Annotated in this window: 18 protein-coding genes and 4 tRNA genes; 8 read left to right on the top strand and 14 right to left on the bottom strand. The window is 41.9% G+C overall.

Features of this window, described 5'->3' with window-relative positions:
- Positions 1 to 190: 190 nt before the first annotated feature.
- The 7 genes from AABI99_RS07515 to murB all read right to left on the bottom strand — a co-directional run bounded on the left by AABI99_RS07515 (position 191) and on the right by murB (position 3,431).
- Positions 191 to 266 (bottom strand) — tRNA-Thr (locus tag AABI99_RS07515).
- Between the two features lie 11 nt (positions 267 to 277).
- Positions 278 to 352, bottom strand: a tRNA-Gly gene (locus tag AABI99_RS07520).
- Positions 353 to 397: 45 nt separating this feature from the next.
- Positions 398 to 482: transfer RNA gene (locus AABI99_RS07525), tRNA-Tyr, on the bottom strand.
- A 40-nt stretch (positions 483 to 522) separates the two neighbouring features.
- Positions 523 to 598 (bottom strand) — tRNA-Thr (locus AABI99_RS07530).
- A gap of 111 nt (positions 599 to 709) precedes the next feature.
- Complete coding sequence (locus AABI99_RS07535; RefSeq protein WP_338365030.1) at positions 710 to 1,435, bottom strand: type III pantothenate kinase; 726 nt, start codon at positions 1,433 to 1,435, stop codon at positions 710 to 712.
- A complete protein-coding gene (gene birA, locus AABI99_RS07540; protein ID WP_338365032.1) occupies positions 1,432 to 2,424 on the bottom strand; it encodes a bifunctional biotin--[acetyl-CoA-carboxylase] ligase/biotin operon repressor BirA in 993 nt (330 codons plus the stop codon). Before birA ends, AABI99_RS07535 begins: the two co-directional genes overlap by 4 nt.
- Positions 2,424 to 3,431: a UDP-N-acetylmuramate dehydrogenase gene (gene murB / locus AABI99_RS07545; protein WP_338365034.1), complete on the bottom strand. Its 1,008-nt coding sequence runs from the start codon at positions 3,429 to 3,431 to the stop codon at positions 2,424 to 2,426. Before murB ends, birA begins: the two co-directional genes overlap by 1 nt.
- Before the next feature lie 133 nt (positions 3,432 to 3,564).
- On the opposite strand from murB, the gene AABI99_RS07550 reads away from it, so the two are divergent.
- The gene (locus AABI99_RS07550) at positions 3,565 to 5,409 is read left to right on the top strand and encodes a M1 family metallopeptidase (RefSeq protein ID WP_338365036.1); all 1,845 of its coding nucleotides are present in this window, start codon (positions 3,565 to 3,567) and stop codon (positions 5,407 to 5,409) included.
- A 58-nt stretch (positions 5,410 to 5,467) separates the two neighbouring features.
- Here AABI99_RS07550 and AABI99_RS07555 read toward each other — a convergent pair whose 3' ends face one another.
- Positions 5,468 to 6,070, bottom strand: a complete 603-nt coding sequence (locus AABI99_RS07555; protein ID WP_338365037.1) for a DUF2057 domain-containing protein — start codon at positions 6,068 to 6,070, stop codon at positions 5,468 to 5,470.
- Positions 6,071 to 6,157: 87 nt separating this feature from the next.
- On the opposite strand from AABI99_RS07555, the gene AABI99_RS07560 reads away from it, so the two are divergent.
- The 3 genes from AABI99_RS07560 (at position 6,158) to AABI99_RS07570 (ending at position 9,677) form a co-directional block, all read left to right on the top strand.
- Positions 6,158 to 6,529 carry a histidine triad nucleotide-binding protein gene (locus AABI99_RS07560; RefSeq protein WP_338365038.1) on the top strand — a complete coding sequence of 124 codons (372 nt, stop codon included), beginning with the start codon at positions 6,158 to 6,160 and terminating at the stop codon, positions 6,527 to 6,529.
- Positions 6,530 to 6,747: 218 nt separating this feature from the next.
- Entirely contained in the window at positions 6,748 to 7,404 is a 657-nt protein-coding gene (locus AABI99_RS07565) for a response regulator transcription factor (protein WP_338365039.1), read from the top strand.
- Positions 7,405 to 7,520: 116 nt separating this feature from the next.
- On the top strand, positions 7,521 to 9,677 hold the full coding sequence (locus tag AABI99_RS07570) for an ATP-binding protein (protein ID WP_338365040.1): 2,157 nt from the start codon (positions 7,521 to 7,523) through the stop codon (positions 9,675 to 9,677).
- Positions 9,678 to 9,704: 27 nt separating this feature from the next.
- Here AABI99_RS07570 and AABI99_RS07575 read toward each other — a convergent pair whose 3' ends face one another.
- From AABI99_RS07575 to AABI99_RS07585, 3 genes are all read right to left on the bottom strand, one after another.
- Positions 9,705 to 11,123 carry a mannose-1-phosphate guanylyltransferase/mannose-6-phosphate isomerase gene (locus AABI99_RS07575; protein ID WP_338365041.1) on the bottom strand — a complete coding sequence of 473 codons (1,419 nt, stop codon included), beginning with the start codon at positions 11,121 to 11,123 and terminating at the stop codon, positions 9,705 to 9,707.
- Positions 11,124 to 11,191: 68 nt separating this feature from the next.
- Positions 11,192 to 11,965, bottom strand: a complete 774-nt coding sequence (locus tag AABI99_RS07580; RefSeq protein ID WP_338365042.1) for an amidohydrolase — start codon at positions 11,963 to 11,965, stop codon at positions 11,192 to 11,194.
- Positions 11,953 to 13,095 carry a methionine aminotransferase gene (locus AABI99_RS07585; protein ID WP_338365043.1) on the bottom strand — a complete coding sequence of 381 codons (1,143 nt, stop codon included), beginning with the start codon at positions 13,093 to 13,095 and terminating at the stop codon, positions 11,953 to 11,955. Before AABI99_RS07585 ends, AABI99_RS07580 begins: the two co-directional genes overlap by 13 nt.
- A gap of 209 nt (positions 13,096 to 13,304) precedes the next feature.
- Here AABI99_RS07585 and AABI99_RS07590 point away from each other — a divergent pair, with 209 nt between their 5' ends.
- Genes AABI99_RS07590 through AABI99_RS07600 form a run of 3 tightly spaced genes read left to right on the top strand, consistent with a single transcriptional unit; the run spans position 13,305 to position 15,150 of the window.
- Positions 13,305 to 13,928, top strand: coding sequence for a methylthioribulose 1-phosphate dehydratase (locus tag AABI99_RS07590; protein ID WP_338365044.1), 624 nt, complete (start codon positions 13,305 to 13,307; stop codon positions 13,926 to 13,928).
- Positions 13,928 to 14,611, top strand: a complete 684-nt coding sequence (gene mtnC / locus AABI99_RS07595) for an acireductone synthase (RefSeq protein WP_338365045.1) — start codon at positions 13,928 to 13,930, stop codon at positions 14,609 to 14,611. Before AABI99_RS07590 ends, mtnC begins: the two co-directional genes overlap by 1 nt.
- A complete protein-coding gene (locus AABI99_RS07600) occupies positions 14,608 to 15,150 on the top strand; it encodes an acireductone dioxygenase (RefSeq protein WP_338365046.1) in 543 nt (180 codons plus the stop codon). Before mtnC ends, AABI99_RS07600 begins: the two co-directional genes overlap by 4 nt.
- A 49-nt stretch (positions 15,151 to 15,199) precedes the next feature.
- On the opposite strand, the gene mtnA is transcribed toward AABI99_RS07600, so the two are convergent.
- Positions 15,200 to 16,225, bottom strand: a complete 1,026-nt coding sequence (gene mtnA / locus AABI99_RS07605; protein WP_338365047.1) for an S-methyl-5-thioribose-1-phosphate isomerase — start codon at positions 16,223 to 16,225, stop codon at positions 15,200 to 15,202.
- A gap of 127 nt (positions 16,226 to 16,352) precedes the next feature.
- On the opposite strand from mtnA, the gene mtnK reads away from it, so the two are divergent.
- Positions 16,353 to 17,570 carry an S-methyl-5-thioribose kinase gene (gene mtnK / locus AABI99_RS07610; protein ID WP_338365048.1) on the top strand — a complete coding sequence of 406 codons (1,218 nt, stop codon included), beginning with the start codon at positions 16,353 to 16,355 and terminating at the stop codon, positions 17,568 to 17,570.
- A 33-nt stretch (positions 17,571 to 17,603) separates the two neighbouring features.
- Here mtnK and AABI99_RS07615 read toward each other — a convergent pair whose 3' ends face one another.
- Entirely contained in the window at positions 17,604 to 19,085 is a 1,482-nt protein-coding gene (locus tag AABI99_RS07615; protein WP_338365049.1) for an FMN-binding glutamate synthase family protein, read from the bottom strand.
- 96 nt (positions 19,086 to 19,181) lie between these two features.
- Positions 19,182 to 20,960, bottom strand: coding sequence for a DUF885 domain-containing protein (locus AABI99_RS07620; protein WP_338365050.1), 1,779 nt, complete (start codon positions 20,958 to 20,960; stop codon positions 19,182 to 19,184).
- Positions 20,961 to 21,091: the final 131 nt, after the last annotated feature.

The raw sequence follows: 21,091 nt of genomic DNA on the forward strand, positions 1-21,091 counted from the left end.
CGATTGTACCAACGTTTACGTGCGGTTTTACGCGTTCAAACTTTTCTTTTGCCATGACGGAACCTATCAGTTTTGTGTATCTAGATTACATATGAAAATAATCCACCAGAGGTAGATTAATTTAATTTTTTCAAATTTCAAATAGTTTTTTCTGACAGATAAAGGAAGTATTCAAGGAGATTCTTATGACTGGTGCTGATAGGCAGATTTGAACTGCCGACCTCACCCTTACCAAGGGTGCGCTCTACCAACTGAGCTATATCAGCAACACCATAATTGGAGCGGGCAGCGGGAATCGAACCCGCATCATCAGCTTGGAAGGCTGAGGTAATAGCCATTATACGATGCCCGCTTTAGGAACCTGTTCTTAAACTACCTCTAACCGTCAAGAATAAAGTGGTGGAGGGAGCTGGATTCGAACCAGCGAAGGCTGAGCCGTCAGATTTACAGTCTGATCCCTTTGGCCGCTCGGGAACCCCTCCACGAAAATTCTTTACTAATTCACTTTCGGTAAAAGGAAAGTGGTGCCGACTAACCGAGTCGAACGGTTGACCTACTGATTACAAGTCAGTTGCTCTACCAGCTGAGCTAAGTCGGCACTGCTTTAGTACGGGGCGAGATATTAGAGTAAGGTTTATTATGATGCAACTATAAAATTAAAAAAAATGTAATTTTTTAGCTCAAATGCTCACATTTCATGCAAAAGTACTTAATTTTGCTGTTTTTCGTCGTTTTTACTTAGCTCATACCAGTAATTTAATCCTTTCATTACCAATAAAGAATCAAAAATACTGCCCGTTATTTGCTGCTGTAATAATGAACCGTAGCCACCAGCGCACAAAATTTGTGGGTTTTGTGTACATGTTAAGTGTGCTAATTGCTTTTTAGCTTGTTCAATCGCACCGAGTGTTGCCACCAACGCACCATTTTTTAATCCATTAGGTGTATTTTTACCTAACTCATTTACAAAGGGGGTATTAGCATCATCAAATACACGCTGGGTATTTTGCGTCAATGAGCGAGTCATTAAGTCAAGTCCAGGTAATATCCAACCTCCTAAGTGCTCGCCTTCGCCGCTTAGTACATCAATTGTGGTTGCAGTGCCGGCATCAACAATAATACATGGTGTGTTAGGGTAAAGTGTAAAGCTGGCCACCAGCGCAAGCCAACGATCAATACCTAAATTGCCAACCTGCTCATATGCGCAGCTTAATCCACTAAGATTTTTACTGACATGTGCCTCAAAACAGGGGATATTTTTTTTAGCCGCTAGCGTGAGCACCTCATTTAATAAATCACTTTTGCCTACACAAGCATACACAACCTCAGTTATTGCTTGCCACGGCACTTCGCTCATAGAAACGGGCGTTGCTTGTTGCTCGTTCCATAAGGCCGCTTTTAACGATGTATTACCTATATCTACAAGAAGTTTCATAAGCCGACCTTTCTTAGCGAGATTTCGCCGCCATAGTAACTTTTAACCTCGCCGTCTTGGCGAATACGTATTCCACCTTGCTGATCTATGCCCTCACATATGCCTCGCCAACTTCTGTGGCCAGTATTGAGCTCTACGCACTCACCAGCAAAGGCATTAAGCGCGTTCCATTGTGCATACATGGTTTGTAAACTATCTTGTTGGTACTGCGCCAGCCGTTGCTCTAAGTAATAAGTGAGCGAAGCCACTAACTGGTTTTTATCGAGCTCGGTGGTGTGCTGACTTAAATCGGTCCATGCTTGGTCAATTTGCTCGCTAGTGTTTTGCGGCATTTGTAAATTAATACCAATACCAATTACTAGCTGACAAGGGCCTTGTGGTTGCCCATCTAGCTCTACTAATACTCCTGCTAGCTTTTGCTTATTTATATATATGTCGTTTGGCCATTTAAGCTCAATGTCTATATCGTAGAGTGCCTTTATAGCATCGTATACAGCAAGCCCTACTGCAATTGATACGCCCATTGCTGCTTGTAGACCATCGTCTAAGCGCCAAAAATAACTGTAATATAAATTAGCCCCAAACGGCGATTGCCATACTCGCCCTCGCCTTCCGCGCCCTGCTTGCTGCATTTCGGCAACCACAACAGTGCCAGACTCAAGCGCTACTTTATTTTGAATACGGCGCATTAGCTCGCTATTTGTTGAATCTATAATTGGATGAACTTCTACTTGAGCTGTATTAGCTCCTAATGCGTGGTAATGTTTGGTTATATCGGTTTGATTTAATAAACCTACCGTATTGTTTAAACTGTAACCCTTACCTGTCACTTTAAAAATATCGAGTCCCATGTCTTGCAGTGTTTGAATATGCTTACTCACTGCAGCACGGCTAATACCCAACTGCTCTCCTAGGACTTGGCCCGATACAAAGCCACCTTGGTTAAGTGCATTTAATATAGCGAGTTTATTTCCATCGGGTGCTTTCATTACACGTGCTCCGCAATAATATGGCATTCACTATTTGTGTTTATAAGCCTCACTTCGTGCTCTAGCATTATGCCGTAACGTGTAAACACCGTATTTTGTATATGCGTGATCATAGTGATTAAATCGCTCCCTTTACTATCACCATGGTTAACTAATACCAGCGCTTGCTGCTTATGCACCTCAATACCTGCTACCGTGAAACCCTTTAAGCCTGCTTGATCAATTAGCCAACCTGCCGCCACTTTGTGATGGCTTTCTCCATAAGGGTAATGCGGTACATCGGCAAAGCGCAAAAGTAGCGCTTTTAAAAGTGCATTGCTAATAATTGGGTTTTTAAAAAAACTACCCGCATTGGCTAAAGTGTATGGATTTGGCAGCTTGGTGTTACGAATTGCAATAACTTGCTCAAATACCATTTTAGGTGTGGGGTTTTGCAATACTTTGAGTGGGCCATAACTTAATACGGGCTGCCACTTTTTAGGGAGCGCTAAATTGACTTGAGTGATCACCGCTTTATTTTTTAAAGCATGTTTAAAAATAGAGTCTCGATAAGCAAACTCACACTGTGCGTTAGTTAAAGTTATCTTGGTTTTAGTGGCTATATCAATATACTCTACCGACTCAACAAATTGAGCCAGCTCGACCCCATAAGCACCAATGTTTTGTACCGGCGACGCCCCAACAGTGCCTGGAATAAGGGCTAGGTTTTCAAGCCCTGCAATATTTTTATCAAGTAAATAGCTTACTAGGTTATGCCAGTTCTCGCCCGCTGCTGCACTCACTAGCACGTCACTTTCACGCTCGGTAATAGTAATGCCCTTAGTGGCCATTTTAATTACGGTGCCTGCATAGTTCTCTAAAAAGACTGTATTACTACCTTCCCCTAATAAACAAAACGGTACACTAAAGCGGTGTGCTTTTAGTTGCTCAACCGAAGTTATTTCAACAAAATGCTGGCATTGATTGTTTAGTGCAAAGGTATGTAAAGGTTTTAATGAGTGCGCCACAAAGGTCTCGGAGTGTACTAGTAACTAATCGCAATAGTTTACCTTATTGTCGCAAAGAATGTAAAAATCACTCAACCCGCTGTATCAATCATGATATAAAACCTGCACTTATTATTAGTGTTCAGGGTATTTTATGAAAATTAAACCTCTTTTTTTAAGCCTCGCTATGGCCGGTATGTGCTCACAAGCCATGGCAAACGCGATTGATCAAAACTCATACGCCAACCTAGATGATGTGGTAACAACACACTTAAACCTTGATTTAGATGTCGACTTTTCCGACAAGCAGTTAGAAGGTTTTGTTGAGCACACATTAAAGTGGAACAATGACTCAAGTAAAAAGCTGGTACTAGATACCCGTGACTTAGACATTGATAAAGTCATGTATCAAACAGCAAATGGTGATTGGCACAAAGCTAAGTTTACGCTTGCCAAGCGCGATGACGTAAAGGGCTCAAAACTAACTATTACGCTAAAAAGCCAAGCGCCAAAAGTACGTATTTACTACAACAGCCGCCCAGAAGCATCTGGCCTGCAATGGTTAACACCAGAGCAAACAGCCAGCAAGACGCATCCGTTTATGTACAGTCAATCACAAGCTATCCACGCTCGTAGTTGGTTACCAGTACAAGATACCCCTGCAATGCGCGTTACATATACTGCCCGTATCCACACACCAAAAGATATACGTGCAGTAATGAGCGCCGACAATAAAGATGCCCTATACAAAGATGGCGACTACCACTTTGATATGCCTCAAGCTATTTCGCCATACTTAATTGCGATTGGTGCGGGCAACTTAGAATTTAAAGCCATGTCAAAACAGACCGGCATATTTGCTGAGCCTGAAATTTTAGATGCTTCGGTTGCAGAGTTTAACGACACACAAGCCATGATTGATAAAACCAACGAAATGTATGGTGAATATGCTTGGGGCCGCTACGATTTATTAATGTTACCGCCTAGCTTCCCATTTGGTGGCATGGAAAACCCACGTCTTTCATTTATTACCCCAACAGTTGTGGCAGGCGATAAAAGCTTAGTCAACCTTATTGCGCATGAGCTTGCCCACTCATGGTCTGGTAACTTAGTCACCAACGCGACGTGGGAAGATTTATGGCTAAACGAAGGATTTACCTCTTACGTTGAAAACCGCATTATGGAAGAAGTATTTGGTCGTGACCGCGCTGTGATGGAACAAGCTTTAGATGCAGCAGGTTTACGTGCTCAGCTTAAAACGATTGATGCACCTGATACTCGCCTTAACTTAAAACTTAATGGCCGCGACCCAGATGATGCATTTAGCTCAGTGCCATACACAAAAGGGCAGCTATTTTTAATTTATTTAGAAGAAAAATACGGCCGTGATAAGTTTGACCCGTTTGTAAAAACTTACTTTAACGAATTTGCATTTAAATCGCTGACAACCGCGCAATTTGTTACTTACCTAAAAGCTAACTTAATTGAAAAATACCCAGGCATAGTAAGCATGGATAAAGTAAATGAGTGGATTTTTGAGCCAGGTTTACCAAGTGATGCACCTAATCCAACCTCTGATGCGTTTGATAAAGTAGATAGCGCATCCGCAAAATGGTTAAAAGGTGATACCTCTGCAGCCCAGTTACCTACGGCTCAGTGGACAGTACACGAGTGGTTACACTTTTTAAATAACCTACCCCGTGACTTAAGCCTAGATAAAATGGCTGAGCTAGATGAACAGTTTAACCTAACGCAATCAACCAATGCAGAGCGCGCGTTTGCATGGTATATGCTTGCTGTCGGAAATGGTTATCAACCAATTTACCCTGCGCTTGAAAAGCACTTATCGGGTATTGGCCGTCGCAAGTTAATCGTGCCGCTTTACAAAGCACTTATTACTAACGGTAAAAAAGACTGGGCACAACGCGTTTATTTAAAAGCACGTCCAGGTTATCACCCACTTGCGCAAGGCACTATCGATGCCTTGTTCGAAAAATAAGTCACACTAAAAATCCAAAAAGGCCGATTTGTCGGCCTTTTTATTTTAACGTACTTACTTAATCTGAAGCCACCTTTTCTAAAAACGCTTTTCGCTCAGCGGGTGTTGCCTGCTGCCACCAAAACTCTAGCATTTGAGGGGCACTTGGCATGCCTTTGCCATTAATAGGGGCAATAGGCTTAATAGGTTGGCTTGGGCGCGTTGGACCCGCTGGCACCGTATTTTGTGAAGCAGGCTTTTGGCTTGCCAACTGAGTATTAGAAATAATACTAAGCGGCTGTGCAACAGCGGCGCCCTTTGCTTTTAAACTTACCTGCGGTGCCTCTGCAAATATTTTCGCTGATACCGCGTTATCGGCACGGTTAAACACCATGTCGTAGTCTTTGTTATCGTCAATAGTAATATCTACCCAAAACGGTTCAGACTCTATTACCTCATGATCGTCAAAGCCCAATTCGTACAAATCGGTGTACTTTAATTTTAATCGATAAGACCCAGGGGCAAGTTCAATATCGTCAACTCGGCTAAATATCGAGCTTTCAATCACTCTTTCGCCTACTTGTAACGGCACCAGTTCTTCTGGAAAGTGAACATTGCCAGCATTGACAGAGGCACTTAGCAATAACGCCATAGCGCTGCTTATTAACATTGGTTTACGCATAAAAACTCCTTTCTTTACTTTGAGTTTGACACTGCAAACAAAATTTGTCATTAGTGACCTTAATTAAATCCTTACATTGAAATAGTTATGAGTACAGAAACATTATTTACAAAAATCATTAATCGCGAAATACCAGCCGACATTGTTTACGAAGACGAAAACACTCTTGCGTTTAAAGATATAAATCCGCAAGCCCCTTTTCATGTGTTAATTATTCCAAAAATAGCAATTGCCACTATTAACGATATAAATAGCGAAAACTCTCATTTAATCGGCAATTTATATGAAGTTGCAGCTAAATTAGCCAAACAATTTAACTTTAGTGATGACGGCTATCGCGTTGTTATGAACTGTAATAAGCACGGTGGTCAAACTGTTTACCATATACATCTACATATGCTTGCAGGCAAAGAGATGGGCTGGCCTCCGTATCAAGAAGCGACAAAAGTTAAAGCTTAATAATGAAAATCCACAAGAATTATTGGTATTTCGTTGGTTACAAATGTTATTGTTAATTGTATGTGTTAAGTAAAAAATAATTACTTATTTGCAACATTTTATGTTTAAATAATCGTAAAATCGTACTTGTTCACAAGGCGAAACCAGACTTTCTAATACAAAAGGTGTGGAGGTCATGGTAAACTTAACTAGTCAGCTTTATAAAAGAGTATAAAAACATGAGCAGTTCAGCCTTTTTGTTATTAGATCAAGACCCAATTAACACCATTGGCATTAACGTTTTAGAACCTTTGTTAAAAACGCAAGGCCTTGACGTAACCACGGGTACAAATATTTTAGATGTACCAGAAGGGACACGATTACTGTTTATTGAAACATCAAGTAACGATGCTTGGGGTAAACTAAAAGAACAGTTAGTTAACCTACGCACCAAGTGCGATATCGTATTATTTAACCTAGACGAAAACCCTGAGCTTGCTAACCGCGCGCTTTTAAGCGGTATTCGTGGCGTGTTTTATACGACCGATAACGCTGATGTATTAATGAAAGGTATTCGCTTACTTTTAGAAGATCAGCTTTGGTACCGACGTGACATAATGTGTAATGCATTAAACCGTATGCTGCAGTTTAATAAAGATGCGCTGCACAAGTTGACCGAAGGCGACATAGAGCCAATCAAACTTACTAAGCGAGAAAAGGCAATAATCTCGTTAATGAGTAAGGGTTCTAAAAACAAGGAAATTGCTGAAGATTTAAGTATCAGCCCACACACAGTTAAAACACATTTATACAGCGCGTTTAGAAAAACTAAATGTCGTAACCGCATTGAGCTGTTATCTTGGGCTCAACAGAATATCCCAGACGAAATTCGTTAATTAATTTCGTATTTTAAAAACAGGCACTTATGGTGCCTGTTTTTGTTTATACTGTATGCTTGTTAAATTATTTGGTTTTTATTAACCTGTATAAAGTACCCATTGCTGGAACCATAATGCTCGACTCGTTTACCCTTTTTTTTGCCAGCATCGCCGTTATTATTGTAATGGCTCTTCTTAACTTTTTAACTTGGCGTACTAATAAAAGCACGCCAGGCACTCTACTTTATATTTTTTATCCCATCTTATTACTCGGCGCTGTAATTGGCTTTGCGCTTATAGGAAAAACCCACAACCTTGTGGTAATTAGTCTAGCCAGCAGTATGATGTTTGGTGCTTCGATTGTGCACAGCTTAGCCATATGTCAGTTTTTAGACTATCGGGGAATAGGTTTCAAACTACTGTGCTCTTTTACCGCGTTTAGCGCGGTAATGCTTGGCTATTATTCATTTTTTGACCCCTCTTTACGTGAGCGAATTTACGTCTCGGATGCACAGCACATTGCAGAAGCCGCTTTTTTACTGTTTTTATTCGTTAAATATGCCCGAAAGCCTTATCCAAATGGCAGTATTGTTTATATTTTAATATTGACGTTAGTTAGCCTGAGTTTTGTTAGCCGCTCAGTGTTTATGACTAATATTGAACAGCCCCTACTATTACAAAGCCCATGGTTTAGCAGCTTACTCTTTTTAAATGGTATTATTGCCCCGATGTTTTATGCTGCGGGGATGGCGCTACTATGTAATGAGCGCAGAGAAAAAAACCTCAACAAGCTGGCCGACAAAGCCCAAAAAGATCTTGAAATTAGGGGCCTGTTTTTATCAACAGTTAGTCACGAAATTCGCACGCCCCTCAATGGTATATTAGGCAGTGCTCAATTGGTTATGAACCAAAGCACCGACACCCGTAATAAAGCCTATTGCGAGGCCATTATTAATTCGGCCGAGTCATTAAATTTACTGGTTGATAAAGTACTCGACTACGCAAGCCTTGATCAAAGCGATGAAGCGCTCTACGAAGAAGACATAGAATTTAAGACTTGGCTAAACAATTTATGCTTACTGCTTAGCCCACTTGCAGAGCAAAAACAGCTTAAGTTCGAACTGGTGTGTAATATCCCTGAGCAAGCCTGTTACTACTGCGATCAACAAAAGCTAAGACAAATAATCATTAACCTTGTAGGCAACGCCATTAAATTTACTGACCGCGGTACAGTTAAAATACAGGTTGATTTAATTAGTGATAAACACCTAGAACACACTATAAAAATTAGCGTGAAAGATTCAGGCCCAGGCATCGAAAATGACGAAATAGCTTACTTAACCGAACCTTATGTGCAAAGTAGTGCTGGCAAAGAAAAAGGCGGTACCGGCCTTGGGCTTGCGATTACCAGCCGGTTGCTCGAAAAACTAGGTAGTCGCCTAGAAATAACCAGCCAATTAGGCACAGGCAGTGTATTTAGCTTTACCACTACCTTTACTTTAGGGGAGCTTAGCTTAGTAGAACAGCGCCATCAAAACAAGGACTACCTGACCGGGCTTGACGTACTACTCGTTGAAGATTTAGATTTAAATCAAAAAATTGCCATTGAATTTATGGCCGAAGATGAGCATAAAATAAAACTCGCTAAAGACGGTAAAAGCGCTATCGAACTGATGCAAGCGCATCACTTTGACGTTATTTTACTCGATATGAACCTACCCGACTTTACCGGCCAAGAGGTACTAAAGCGTTTACAGCGGCTGGATCATAAAAACCAGCGCACGCCGGTACTTGCCTTTACAGCAAGCCTAAGCCCTGATGAGGTCAAGGAGTACTTAGCCCTAGGAATAAAAGACATCGTCGGCAAACCCATTAAACAACAAAAGCTTCGCCAAGCACTCAGTGATTCACAATCTAATCAAACTGCAAATATAGCTGTAGAACTTGTAGATACTTTATATGATGAAACAGCTGCCGAAACGCTAACTCGCTCATTTAGTGAGGATGAAGTGTCGTCGATTTACAACGAATTTGTACTCTCGGCCCGCACCAAACTTACCCGCTGCCAAGAACTTATTGACCAACAACCTGAGCAGTGCATTAAATTATTGCATCGCCAAGCAAGCACTGCTTTGCAGCTAGGCTTTAACCGTTACGGCCTTGAGCTTAAAAAAATAGAGCGCCGCCTACTTGATAACAAACCTCACAACAACCAGCTTGATGAGGCGATAGATCTTTGGCAACGCAGCCTAGAGCAATACTTAAAGTTTGTGCGCGGGCAGTTGGGATAGTGTGCATACTCATTACAAATAAAAGCCTTACTCTCTGCCATACTTATCATCAAAACGCTCTATGTCACTTTCATCTAGTACGGCGCCAGTTTGTACTTCAATAACAATTAGCGGCTCTTTTTGATTGTTCGCTAAGCTGTGTATTTGTTTTGCTGCAATGTAGCAAGATTGGTCGTGGCTAAGTGTTAATGCTTGCTCATCAATACGAACATCAGCAATACCCGATACCACCACCCAATGCTCTGCACGATGCTGATGGCGCTGCGTCGAAAGTTTAGCCCCACTATTAACCGTTATTTTTTTAACTTTAAACCCCACCCCTGTTACTAAAGTGCGGTAATTACCCCACGGACGATATACAACTTGATGATATTTGAGTTTATCACTTTGACTAACTGCTAACTGCTTGAGCACTAAAGGCAGGCCATCGAGCTTGTTTCTATCAGCTACAAGGGTGGCATCGTGGGTGTGAATAATAGCTAAGTCGCTAACCCCAAGGGTAGCAATGCTGTGATCGTTTTCGCTTATAACAAAATTATTCGTACTATTTTGCGCGGTATGGCTTTGGTTTTCATTATTACCGTGCGCATCTTGCTTAGTAAGGCTTGCAAGCGCACTAAAGCTACCTACATCACTCCAATTGAGGGCAACAGGCAGCACTGCTACATTGTTACTGCGCTCTAAAATAGCGTAATCAATAGAGTCGCTCGGGCAGCTTTTAAGTGGCTCGATGCTTGGCCTTGTAAACCCTAGATCGTGTGAAAAACTCGCCGCCGCTTTTACACTGTGCGCTATTTTTGGCGCAAAACGTTCAAGCTCACTTAAATAAGCGCTTGGCGTAAATAAAAACATGCCGCTATTCCAACTATAACCGCCTTCAGCTAGGTATTTTTGCGCTGTAACTAGATTTGGTTTTTCTTTAAATTCAAAGACTTCAAAACAGCTTGAGTTAGCTATTTTACTACCTTGCTTAATGTAGCCAAACCCAGTGTGGGGTTGTGTTGGTGTGATTGAAAATGTAACTAGCATGCCTTGCTCAGCTAACTTAACCGCATCATTTAATTTAAGTGTGAGCTCAATAAAGTTTTCAATATGATGATCGGCTGGCATCACCAGTATTGGCCCGCTTATACCTTGCTGTAAAGCGTAATGTGCTGCCAGTGCAATGGCCGGCGCGGTATTTTTACCCTGTGGCTCTAGCAAAAGCGCTTGCGGGTTAGCAGTTGCGCTTTGCTCGGCGGCAATAAAACGGTGTTGTTCGTTACAAACAAGTATTGGCTTTGCAAATTGCTCACCTGATACACGCGCTAACGTACTTTGTAATAGTGAGTGTGTGTTATCAAGCAAGGGTAAAAACTGTTTAGGCATAGCTTGGCGAGAGAGCGGCCATAACCGTGTACCAATGCCACCCGCTAAAATTACCGGTGTAATAAGAGTTGAATTCATAAAGCCGCCAATAAAAATATCAGTGGCTATTTTAGCATTTTATTAGCTTGGCGCTAATGCTTAGCGGTTTATACCAAGGTAAAAGCGTCGGCATCTAAATAAGCGGGGAATGCGGTTTTAAAATCCTCCAGCGGTGCTTTTTCAAGTGTTACAGTAAGTAACTCTTGCGTATTGTCTTTTGCTTTGGCGAGCGTATCGCCTTTAAAGTCGTACACGGCCGTGCCACCATTATGCGCAACACCATTGCCATCGTCGCCCACACGGTTAACACCTACAACATAACATAGGTTTTCCATGGCGCGTGCCATTAAGAGTGTATCCCAAATATGGCGGCGGACCGCAGGCCAGTTGGCTACGTTTATCATTACATCGTAGTCGTTATTATTACGCTGAAACACCGGAAAGCGTAAGTCGTAACACACCTGTGGCAGAAGCTTAAAGCCATTAATTTCAAAGGTTTTACGCGCTTGCCCTGCAACAACATAGTCACCCTCACTGCCTAAGCGAAATAAATGACGTTTATCGTAATAATTAACCTCGCCATTGGGTTTTACCCAATAAAAGCGATTTGCTTTTTTATCGCCTTGCACAACTAATACTGACCCTGCAATAACGGCATTATGCTTATGTGCTTGCGCTTTTAGCCAACGCAACACTTTACCATTTTCGAGCTCTGCGCAATCAAGATTAATAGCAAAGCCCGTAGCAAAGGTTTCGGGTAGTAAAATTAAATCGGGGTTAGCGGTTATCTCTGCTAACTTTTTATCAAACATGGCTAAATTGGCGTCTTTATCAAGCCAGTGCAGCTCACTTTGAACAAGCGTAAGCGTTAAAGTTGACATAATATTTGCGCGGCCTCTATTAAAGTTTTATCGTTTTTAGCAAAACACAGTCGAATCACTTTATCATTTGAAGGTTGCTTGTAAAACACACTTAAAGGAATAGCAGCAACCCCAGCTTGCTCTACTAACCAGTGGCAAAAATCTACATCATTAAGATCAGACACCTCACTGTAATCAAGCAATAAAAAGTACGTACCTTGGCTTGGTAAAATAGTAAAACGGCTGTCACTTAAGTGCTGTGCCAGTAAATCGCGCTTTTGCTGATAAAAATGGCTTAGCTCATCTACATGCTCGCCTTGTTGTTCAAGCATGTCGGCCAATGCGTGTTGTGCAGGTGTAAAACTTGAAAAAGTAACATACTGGTGTATTTTTCTAAATTCAGTTGCTAAATGTTCAGGCGCAATACAATAGCCCATTTTCCAGCCGGTACTGTGAAACGTTTTGCCAAAGCTTGATATAACAAAGCTTTTTTCACGTAGCTGCTCATCGCAAAGCATGCTTAAGTGCTTATCGCCATCAAAGGTGATATGTTCGTAAACCTCATCACTTATTACACATAAATCGTGGTCGCTTACTAACGATTTGAGCGCGTTTATATCATGGCTGTTAAGTATTTTACCGCTAGGGTTGTGTGGTGTATTAATAATTATAGCGCGCGTGTTTTTGCTCACTGCGCTGCGAACAGTTTGCCAATCAATAGCATAATCGGGTGCATGTAATGCAACATGAACTGTTTTACCGCCAGCAAGCTCTATTGCCGGCTGGTAAGAATCATAAGCCGGGTCAAACACAATGACTTCATCATTGGGGCGTACTATAGTTTGAATAGCGACAAATAATGCTTCAGTGGCGCCCGATGTGACCGTCACTTGCTCAGCTGCATCTATTTTTGCCGCGTATTTGCGCAAAACTAAATTGGCTATTTGTTGCTGTAAACGGGGTACACCACTGGATGGTGAGTATTGATTAACCCCTTGCTGAACATAAAAATTTAGCTGGTTTTTCAATAACTCAGGCGCATCAAACTCAGGAAACCCCTGCGATAAATTTATTGCCGAATGCTGACTTGCCAAACTACTCATTTGGCTAAATATACTAACACTTAAATTTGGTAATTTACTTTCAAACACGACAGGCCCTTAATGATGGTTTTGCGCTTAAAGCGATGCTATCATTGCCTAAAACAGAAGTATAGCCGTCTAAAATTAAATAGCTTTATATCAGCTTACCTAATTAAGCTGTCTATATTCAGCTAGGTGAAGCGCAGTTTATGCTGGTTTTGCCTCAAAATGACTAACTTTTAGTACACACAGGTATGAAACTCATTAGTGAGGAATGTATGCATAACAATACTGCTATTTCGCAACTTATTGAAGCTGGAAAATGGATAAGCCAAAAAGGCTGGGTGCCCGCCACTGGCGGAAATTTTTCGGCCCGCACCGCAACAGGGTATGTGGTTACTGCTAGCGGCTTTGATAAAGGCCAGCTCGGTACACATACTTTTATTGAGCTTGATCACCAAGGTAACCGCACTAAAGGTGCTGGCAACCCGTCGGCCGAGACACAGTTGCATTTAGGCATGTACAAGCTTATTCCGCACGCTAACGTGGTACTGCATACTCACTCGGTGGCAGCCACTGTACTGTCGCGTGTAATTAAAAGTCATACATTAAATTTAAGCGGTTACGAAATGCAAAAGTCTTTAAGCGGGGTAACCTCGCACTTAGATACCTTAAGCATTCCTATTTTTGAGAACGATCAAGATATAGAGCGCTTAAGCTTGCTACTTAGCGATCATCATTTACATACTCCCATTGAGCATGCAGTGTTAATTCGTGGGCACGGCGTTTATGTAATAGGGAGTAACTACAAACAAGCACTTCGCCATTTAGAAGGGCTAGAGTTTTTATTTAGCTGCGAGCTAGAACGATTAAAAATAGAAGGTATTGGGGCACAGCTATAATGATAAAGGCAATTTTAACCGACATTGAAGGCACCATAACACGTATCTCATTTGTAAAAGAGGTGCTGTTTCCGTATGCAGCCAAACAGCTAGCAACATTTATGCGCTTAAACGAAAATAAGCCTCACGTTGCTGAGCAGATAGCGGCGGTAAAAGCCATTATTAATGAGCCCAATGCCAATATAGAAACCGTAATTGATGTACTCTTAAAGTGGATTGAAGAAGATAAAAAGATTACCCCTTTAAAGCAAATACAAGGGCTAATTTGGCAAACGGGTTATGAGCACGGTGATTTTAAAGGCCACCTATACCCAGATGCGTTTGAGTTTTTACAATCTCAACACGCGCAAGGCACTGCGCTTTATGTGTACTCATCAGGGTCAGTAAAAGCACAGCAACTGCTGTTTAAATACAGTGATTATGGCGATATTTGTGCCCTATTTAATGATTTTTTTGATACTAAAGTCGGCGTAAAACAAGAGCAAGCAGCCTATAACACTATCGTTAACCAGCTCCCTTTTAGTGCTAACGAAATCGTGTTTTTAAGTGATGTTGCAGGTGAGCTTGATGCAGCCAAAGCCGCAGGGCTTAAAACCTTGCACTTAATACGTGATGGCCAAGCACATAGTGCGCACCCATATGTACATGACTTTAGCACAGTTAAATTGGAGCAATTTGCATGAGCCAATTAACCATTTATGCTGACAACAATCCAAGTAATGCGCTGGTAAACACCTGTGATTTAAGCGAAATTACTCAGCAATTAGCAAAGGTAAATGTACGTTTTGAACAATGGCAAGCAACCGCACCCATTAATGAGCACACCACAAATGAGCAAATTATTGCAGCCTATAAAAATGATATAGCACGCTTAAAAGCGCAAAATGGCTACCAAACGGTGGATGTTATCTCGCTTGCCAAAGGCAATCCTGCAGCAGCACAAATGCGAGAAAAGTTTTTGTTTGAGCACACTCATAGTGAAGACGAAGTCCGCTTTTTTGTAAAAGGCCAAGGGCTATTTTGCCTGCATATCGATGACAAAATTTACCAAGTATTGTGCCAGCAAGGTGACTTAATTTCGGTACCAGCCCTTACCCCACACTGGTTTGATATGGGGAGCGACCCAGAATTTACCGCCATTCGATTATTTAATAATACAGAGGGCTGGGTTGCAAAAAGCACCGAGTCAGAAATTGCGACGCAGTTTCCTTTGCTCGCATAGCAAGAGTAATACGCTCCACAAAAGGATAAGTGGAGCGCTGTTTAAAAAGCTACTTAAGCGCTGCTAACGCACCACTTTCTACATCACTTTTATTGTAAACACCGGTGTCTAACACCCAGGCTGTTACTAGTTTTGCAGGTGTTACATCAAATGCCGGATTATACACATTGGCATTAGTCGGTGCCCACAGCGCCTCACCAAAACTGCCACTTACGCCGCGTACCTCTACACTATTTCGCTGCTCTATTGCTATATCGCTACCGCAAGTTGTTTGTGTATCAAGCGTAGTTAAAGGCGCCACAACATAAAATGGAATATCATGAAAATGGGCCAATACAGCTAAGTTATAAGTCCCCACTTTATTAGCAAAATCACCATTGGCAGCAATACGATCGGCGCCCACCACTATTTTATCTACTTTGCCTGCGGCCATTAAACTTGCTGCCATATTATCGCAAATAAGCGTGTACGGTACTTGCCAGCGCTCAAGCTCAAACGCGGTTAAACGCCCGCCTTGCAATAGTGGCCGCGTTTCATTGACCCATACATGTATATTGCCATGTTGCTGCTGCGCTTTGTAAATAACGCCCAACGCTGTACCAATACCGGCAGTGGCTAATGCGCCAGTATTACAATGGGTTAAAATATTGTCGCCGCTGTGTATAAGCTCAGCACCGCGTGTTGCCATGCGTTCACATAAAGCTATATCTTCATTAAAAAGGCGCTCTGCGGTATTTACCACATCAGCTTCAAAATCATCGCTTTTAAGAGCCTCCCTTAATGCAGCCATACAATGCATTAAATTAACAGCGGTTGGCCTTGTGGCTTCAAGCTCATCAATTGCTTTTGCAAGCACCGCATGAGTTTCCCCCTGCTGCGCTAAATGAGCAACCAGCAAACTCGCACCTAATCCTATTAGTGGAGCACCACGAATTTTTAAACTGATAATCAGCTCCTTCATCGTCTCAACACTGTGGCACTCGTGCCATACCTGCTGATGAGGAAGTAAATACTGGTCAAGCACACTTAATGTGCCGTTTTCATATTTTAAACTGCTTGCGATTAGGTTTTGCATGGTGAGGCTGCTTAAATAAAATGCGTAAGAACATTTTACATCAGTTTGAATAACTCTCAAGTTAGACTTGTAGACATCTAAACATTTAAAGGTTTAGAATGCCTAAAAGATTGTTTGAGAACTCACTATGGCTAACTATGTCGCGTTTAATGCGCAGCGCGCAATTGAATATGTAAATTCGTTAATTGATTCTAAGCAGTATGATTTTTTTAATGCTGGCGCACATTTAACTGCGTACGAATTTGGCGACGGTAACCTTAATTTAGTATTTAGAATTAGCGATGAGCACCATAACAGCATTATTTTAAAGCAAGCACTGCCTTATGCTCGTTGTGTCGGTGAGTCATGGCCACTTACACTTGATAGAGCCCGCATTGAGGCGCAAGTATTAGTTAATCACGGTACTATTTGCCCCAATCACACGGCAAAAGTGCTGCACTATAATTCTGATTACGCACTAACCATTTTAGAAGATTTAGGCCATTTAGTAATATTGCGTACCGCGCAAAATAACGCGGAGCAATTTCCTAAATTAGCCGAGCATGTTGCTACGTATTTAAGTCATACAGGATTTTATAATTCAGATTTTCATTTAGCCGCCCAGCATAAAAAAGCGCTAGTACAGCAATTTACTAACCCTGAGCTTTGCCAAATAACCGAAGATTTATTTTTTAGCGATCCGTACATAGATCACGAGCGCAATAACTTTCCTGTGCAGCTGGCCCCGCAGGTGAAAGCCCTTCGTGATAACACGGCGCTTAAGTTAGAAGTTGCGAAATTAAAAGCTAACTTTTTATCTAACCCACAAACATTACTGCACGGCGATATGCACAGCGGCAGTATTTTTGTAGATAGTAATACCACCAAAGTAATAGATCCTGAGTTTGGCTTTTTTGGCCCTATTGGCTTTGATATAGGCTCTTTTATTGGTAATTTACTGCTAAATTACTGCGCACAAGCTGGGCATATTGAAGAATTTGTAGCACGGCGAAACTATCAAACCCATTTACTTAGCTGCATTGTTGAAAGCTATAATTTATTTGAGCAACAATGGCTAACGTTAATTACCAACCACAGCACAGATCAAACACTCAGTACCGACGGCTACCCACAGTACTTTATGAAAAACGTATTACAAGACGCCATAGGCTATTGTGGCACAGAGCTAATTAGGCGCACCATAGGGCTTGCCCATGTGGCAGATATTGACAGTATTGAAGATGAAAATACGCGACTTGCAGTACAAAAACAAACGCTCAGCTTAGGTGAGCAACTTATTTTAAATGCCAATCGCTGCGACAACAAAGATGCCTTTTTTAGTTTATTAATAAGCCAGCTAAATTAAAAAAGGCGCAAAAGCGCCTTTTTATACTTACAGTTAGTGGTAATTTTCGTAGATTTTATCGAGCGGCTCCGACAGTCCGCTTTCTTGCACAATACGCACATGTTTACGCCTTAACTCCCGCGCACTCGTTACACCACACGAGTGTGCAATTAAGCCAGCGCCGTAATGAATATATTTATTATAATTGGCAACTCGCTGGGCTTTATCGGTAACATTTAAGCCGCGTTGCAGGCGCTCATTATGAGTAGTGATCCCCGTTGGGCAGGTATCTTTATTACATTGCATGGCTTGTATACAACCTAATGCAAACATGTGACCACGCGCTGAAACAACAAAATCAGCACCTAAAGCCAGTGCCCATGCCACTTTAGAAGGTACAATTAACTTACCCGACACAATTACCTTTACACGCTCTTTTAAGCCGTGTTTTTCGAGCATATTTACAACAAGCGGCAAGCTTTCGCGCAGCGGTAAGCCTACTGAATCTAGCAAAGGTTGAGGCGCCGCACCCGTACCGCCATCGGCACTATCAATCGTAATAAAATCAGGGGCTGACTCGAGCCCGCGGTGATTAATCTCAGCAAAGAGCGTTTCAAGCCAGGTGTAATCACCTATAACAGCTTTGAATCCGGTAGGTTTACCTGTGGCGTTTCGCACTGTGGCAATCATATCTAATATATCGCTTGGCTTTTTAATTTCTGGGTGCCCATTTGGGCTAATAGAATCTTTGCCCTCTGGGATCCCTCTTATTTTAGCTATTTCGGCATTAACCTTTTTACCTGGCAACATACCGCCTTTACCTGGTTTGGCACCTTGGCTTAATTTTAGCTCAAACATTTTTACGTTTTTATGTGCAGCAATCTCTTTAAGTTTATCGATACTCAAATTGCCATGCTCATCGCGCACACCATATTTAGCGGTGCCAATTTGAAATACTAAATCAGCGCCGCCCTCTAAATGATAAGGGCTTAGCCCGCCTTCACCAGTGTTCATCCAACAGCCGGCCAACTTTGCCCCTTTTGATAAAGCCCTAACTGCCGGTTTTGAGAGCGCACCAAAGCTCATTCCTGATATATTAAACAATGAGTTAGTTGTATACGGTGTTTTACAATAAGGGCCCAAGGTGACATTGCTTGGGTCCAACGCCTCTTCATCTAAGGTTGGAAAAGCACAATTCATAAACATGACTGTGCCGGTTACCTCTAAGCTTTGTGTAGAGCCAAAGGCCGCAGTACGATCTACATCTTTAGCAGCCCTATAAACCCAACTTCGCTCGGCGCGATTAAATGGCATTTCTTCTCTATCGAGGGCAAAAAAGTACTGCCTAAAAAATTCACCTTGGCGCTCAAAAAAGTACCTAAAACGGCCAATAACCGGATAATTTCGCCTAATTGCGTGCTTTGTTTGGGTAATGTCACGAAAATAAAAAACAATAACGCTTAGTACAATAAACCCGAGCGCAACAATAAAAATACTCGCAAACACATCAATACTAAAAATAATAAAATCGCTCATCCAAAGCCCCTTGATGGTTGTTCTTAAAAATAAAAAAGGTGTTGTTTCAAAGTGACACAACACCTTTCGTTGTTCAAGGTTTATACTTTGTGATAATTAGCTTTTTGTGTTTTCAAGCTCAGCTTTTATATACAAACGAACTTGCTCTTCAAGCACTGATAAGGGCACTGAACCATGGCGTAATACTTGATGATGAAACTCACGAATATCAAAACGTGCTCCAAGCGCTTGCTCGGCCTCTGAACGTAAACGCTTGATAGTCAGCTCGCCAATTTTGTAAGACAACGCTTGCCCTGGCCACGAAATATAGCGATCGGTTTCTGTTTTAACATTGTGCAATGAAAGCGCCGTGTTTTCGCTCATAAAGTTCATAGCACGCTCACGGCTCCAGCCGTACATATGCATACCAGTATCAACTACTAAGCGTGCCGCACGCCACATTTCATAGGTTAAACGGCCAAAACGACTGTATGGGTCTTGGTAAAAACCGGCTTCTATCCCTAAGTATTCAGAATAAAGCCCCCACCCTTCACCAAAAGCCGAAAGATAAGCATTACGGCGGTAGCTGGGTAGATTTTCAAGCTCCGCATTAAGTGATATTTGCAAGTGATGACCAGGTACGGCTTCGTGTAAAGTGAGTGCTTCTAATACATACAACGGGCGCTTATCTAGCGCGTAGGTATTAACCCAATAATAGCCCGCTTGATCGCTTCGGCTCGAGCCAACATAGCGCCCAGTTGTATATTTTGGGGCTATACTTTCAGGCACGGGCGCAACGCCATAAGGCATACGCGGCAATGTATGAAACAACTTAGGCAGCTGTGCGTCCATTTTTTTTGCTATATACGCTGCTTCTTTTAATAATTGCTCAGGCGTTGTAGCGTAAAACTGCGGATCAGTACGTAAAAAATGGATAAAATCGGCAAACGTGCCTTCAAAACCCACTTCTTTTATTATTGCTTGCATTTCACTACGTATACGCGCCACCTCTGATAAGCCCAGCTGATGTATTTCATCAATGCTCATGTCTGTAGTTGTGTAATAGTGTGCGCGATTTTTATAAAACGCCTTTCCATTAGGGGTTTGCGAAATACCAATCGTGGTACGTGCGCCCAGCTGATATTGCGTAGTAAAAAACGTTAAATACGCTTTGTAAGAGGCAATAACATCATTTTTTATGATGTGTTTAGCTTTTTTTTGTAACGCTTTGAATTCGTTATCACTTAGGTCTGCTGTATTTGTTTTAAACGGAGAGTAGAAGTCTGACTCTGTTACATCATCTACTATGTATGCACTGATCGAATCTTCGTAACCAGCTAGTACTGCTTGTGGTTGAGTAAGTCCTGTTTCAAGCCCTTTTTTCATCCAGTAAATGTTTTGCTCAAAAAAACGTGGCACCTGCTCAAGGCGGGCTAAGTATGTTTCTAAGTCTTGTCGTTGCTTGTATTGCGAGCTATTGATCATGTAAGACAAGCTAGAGTGGAACCCGTACTCTGAGGTGAGCGGCATGTAGTGCGCATTAAACACATATTCATCAACGCTATTTTGTACCTGCGCACGAATAATACTAAGGTTGATGCTATTTTCACTGGAAAGCTGCCTGCTATCAATGGCATCTAAGCGGCCCAGTAGAGCTGTTTTTTGTTCATACTGCTGCTTTAAAAAATCAGCCGATAAATTAGGTAACAAATAACCGTCGACCCCTTCAGCGTGTGCATAAGGGTTAACACGTTGGCGGTATTCAACAATACTTTGTGCCACGTGCTCAAATTGTGAATCTGGACTTGGACTTGTTAGCGAGCACGCACTCAATGTGCCAATAAGGGATAACGCAACTAGCGTGCGGCAAAAACGTGGGTGTAAGGAATATTTCATTTTAGTTTTACTTGACCATACATTAGATTTCACAAAACTATCGCAGGCTGAGTAAATAGCAAGATAAATGCGATTAAGCTCGAAATCATGCGCTTAACTTGAGCCATGCAAGATAGCCACTTGACGCAAAG

Origin of the sequence: uncultured Pseudoalteromonas sp., from assembly GCF_963922945.1 — a bacterium.
Taxonomy (GTDB): Bacteria; Pseudomonadota; Gammaproteobacteria; order Enterobacterales; family Alteromonadaceae; genus Pseudoalteromonas.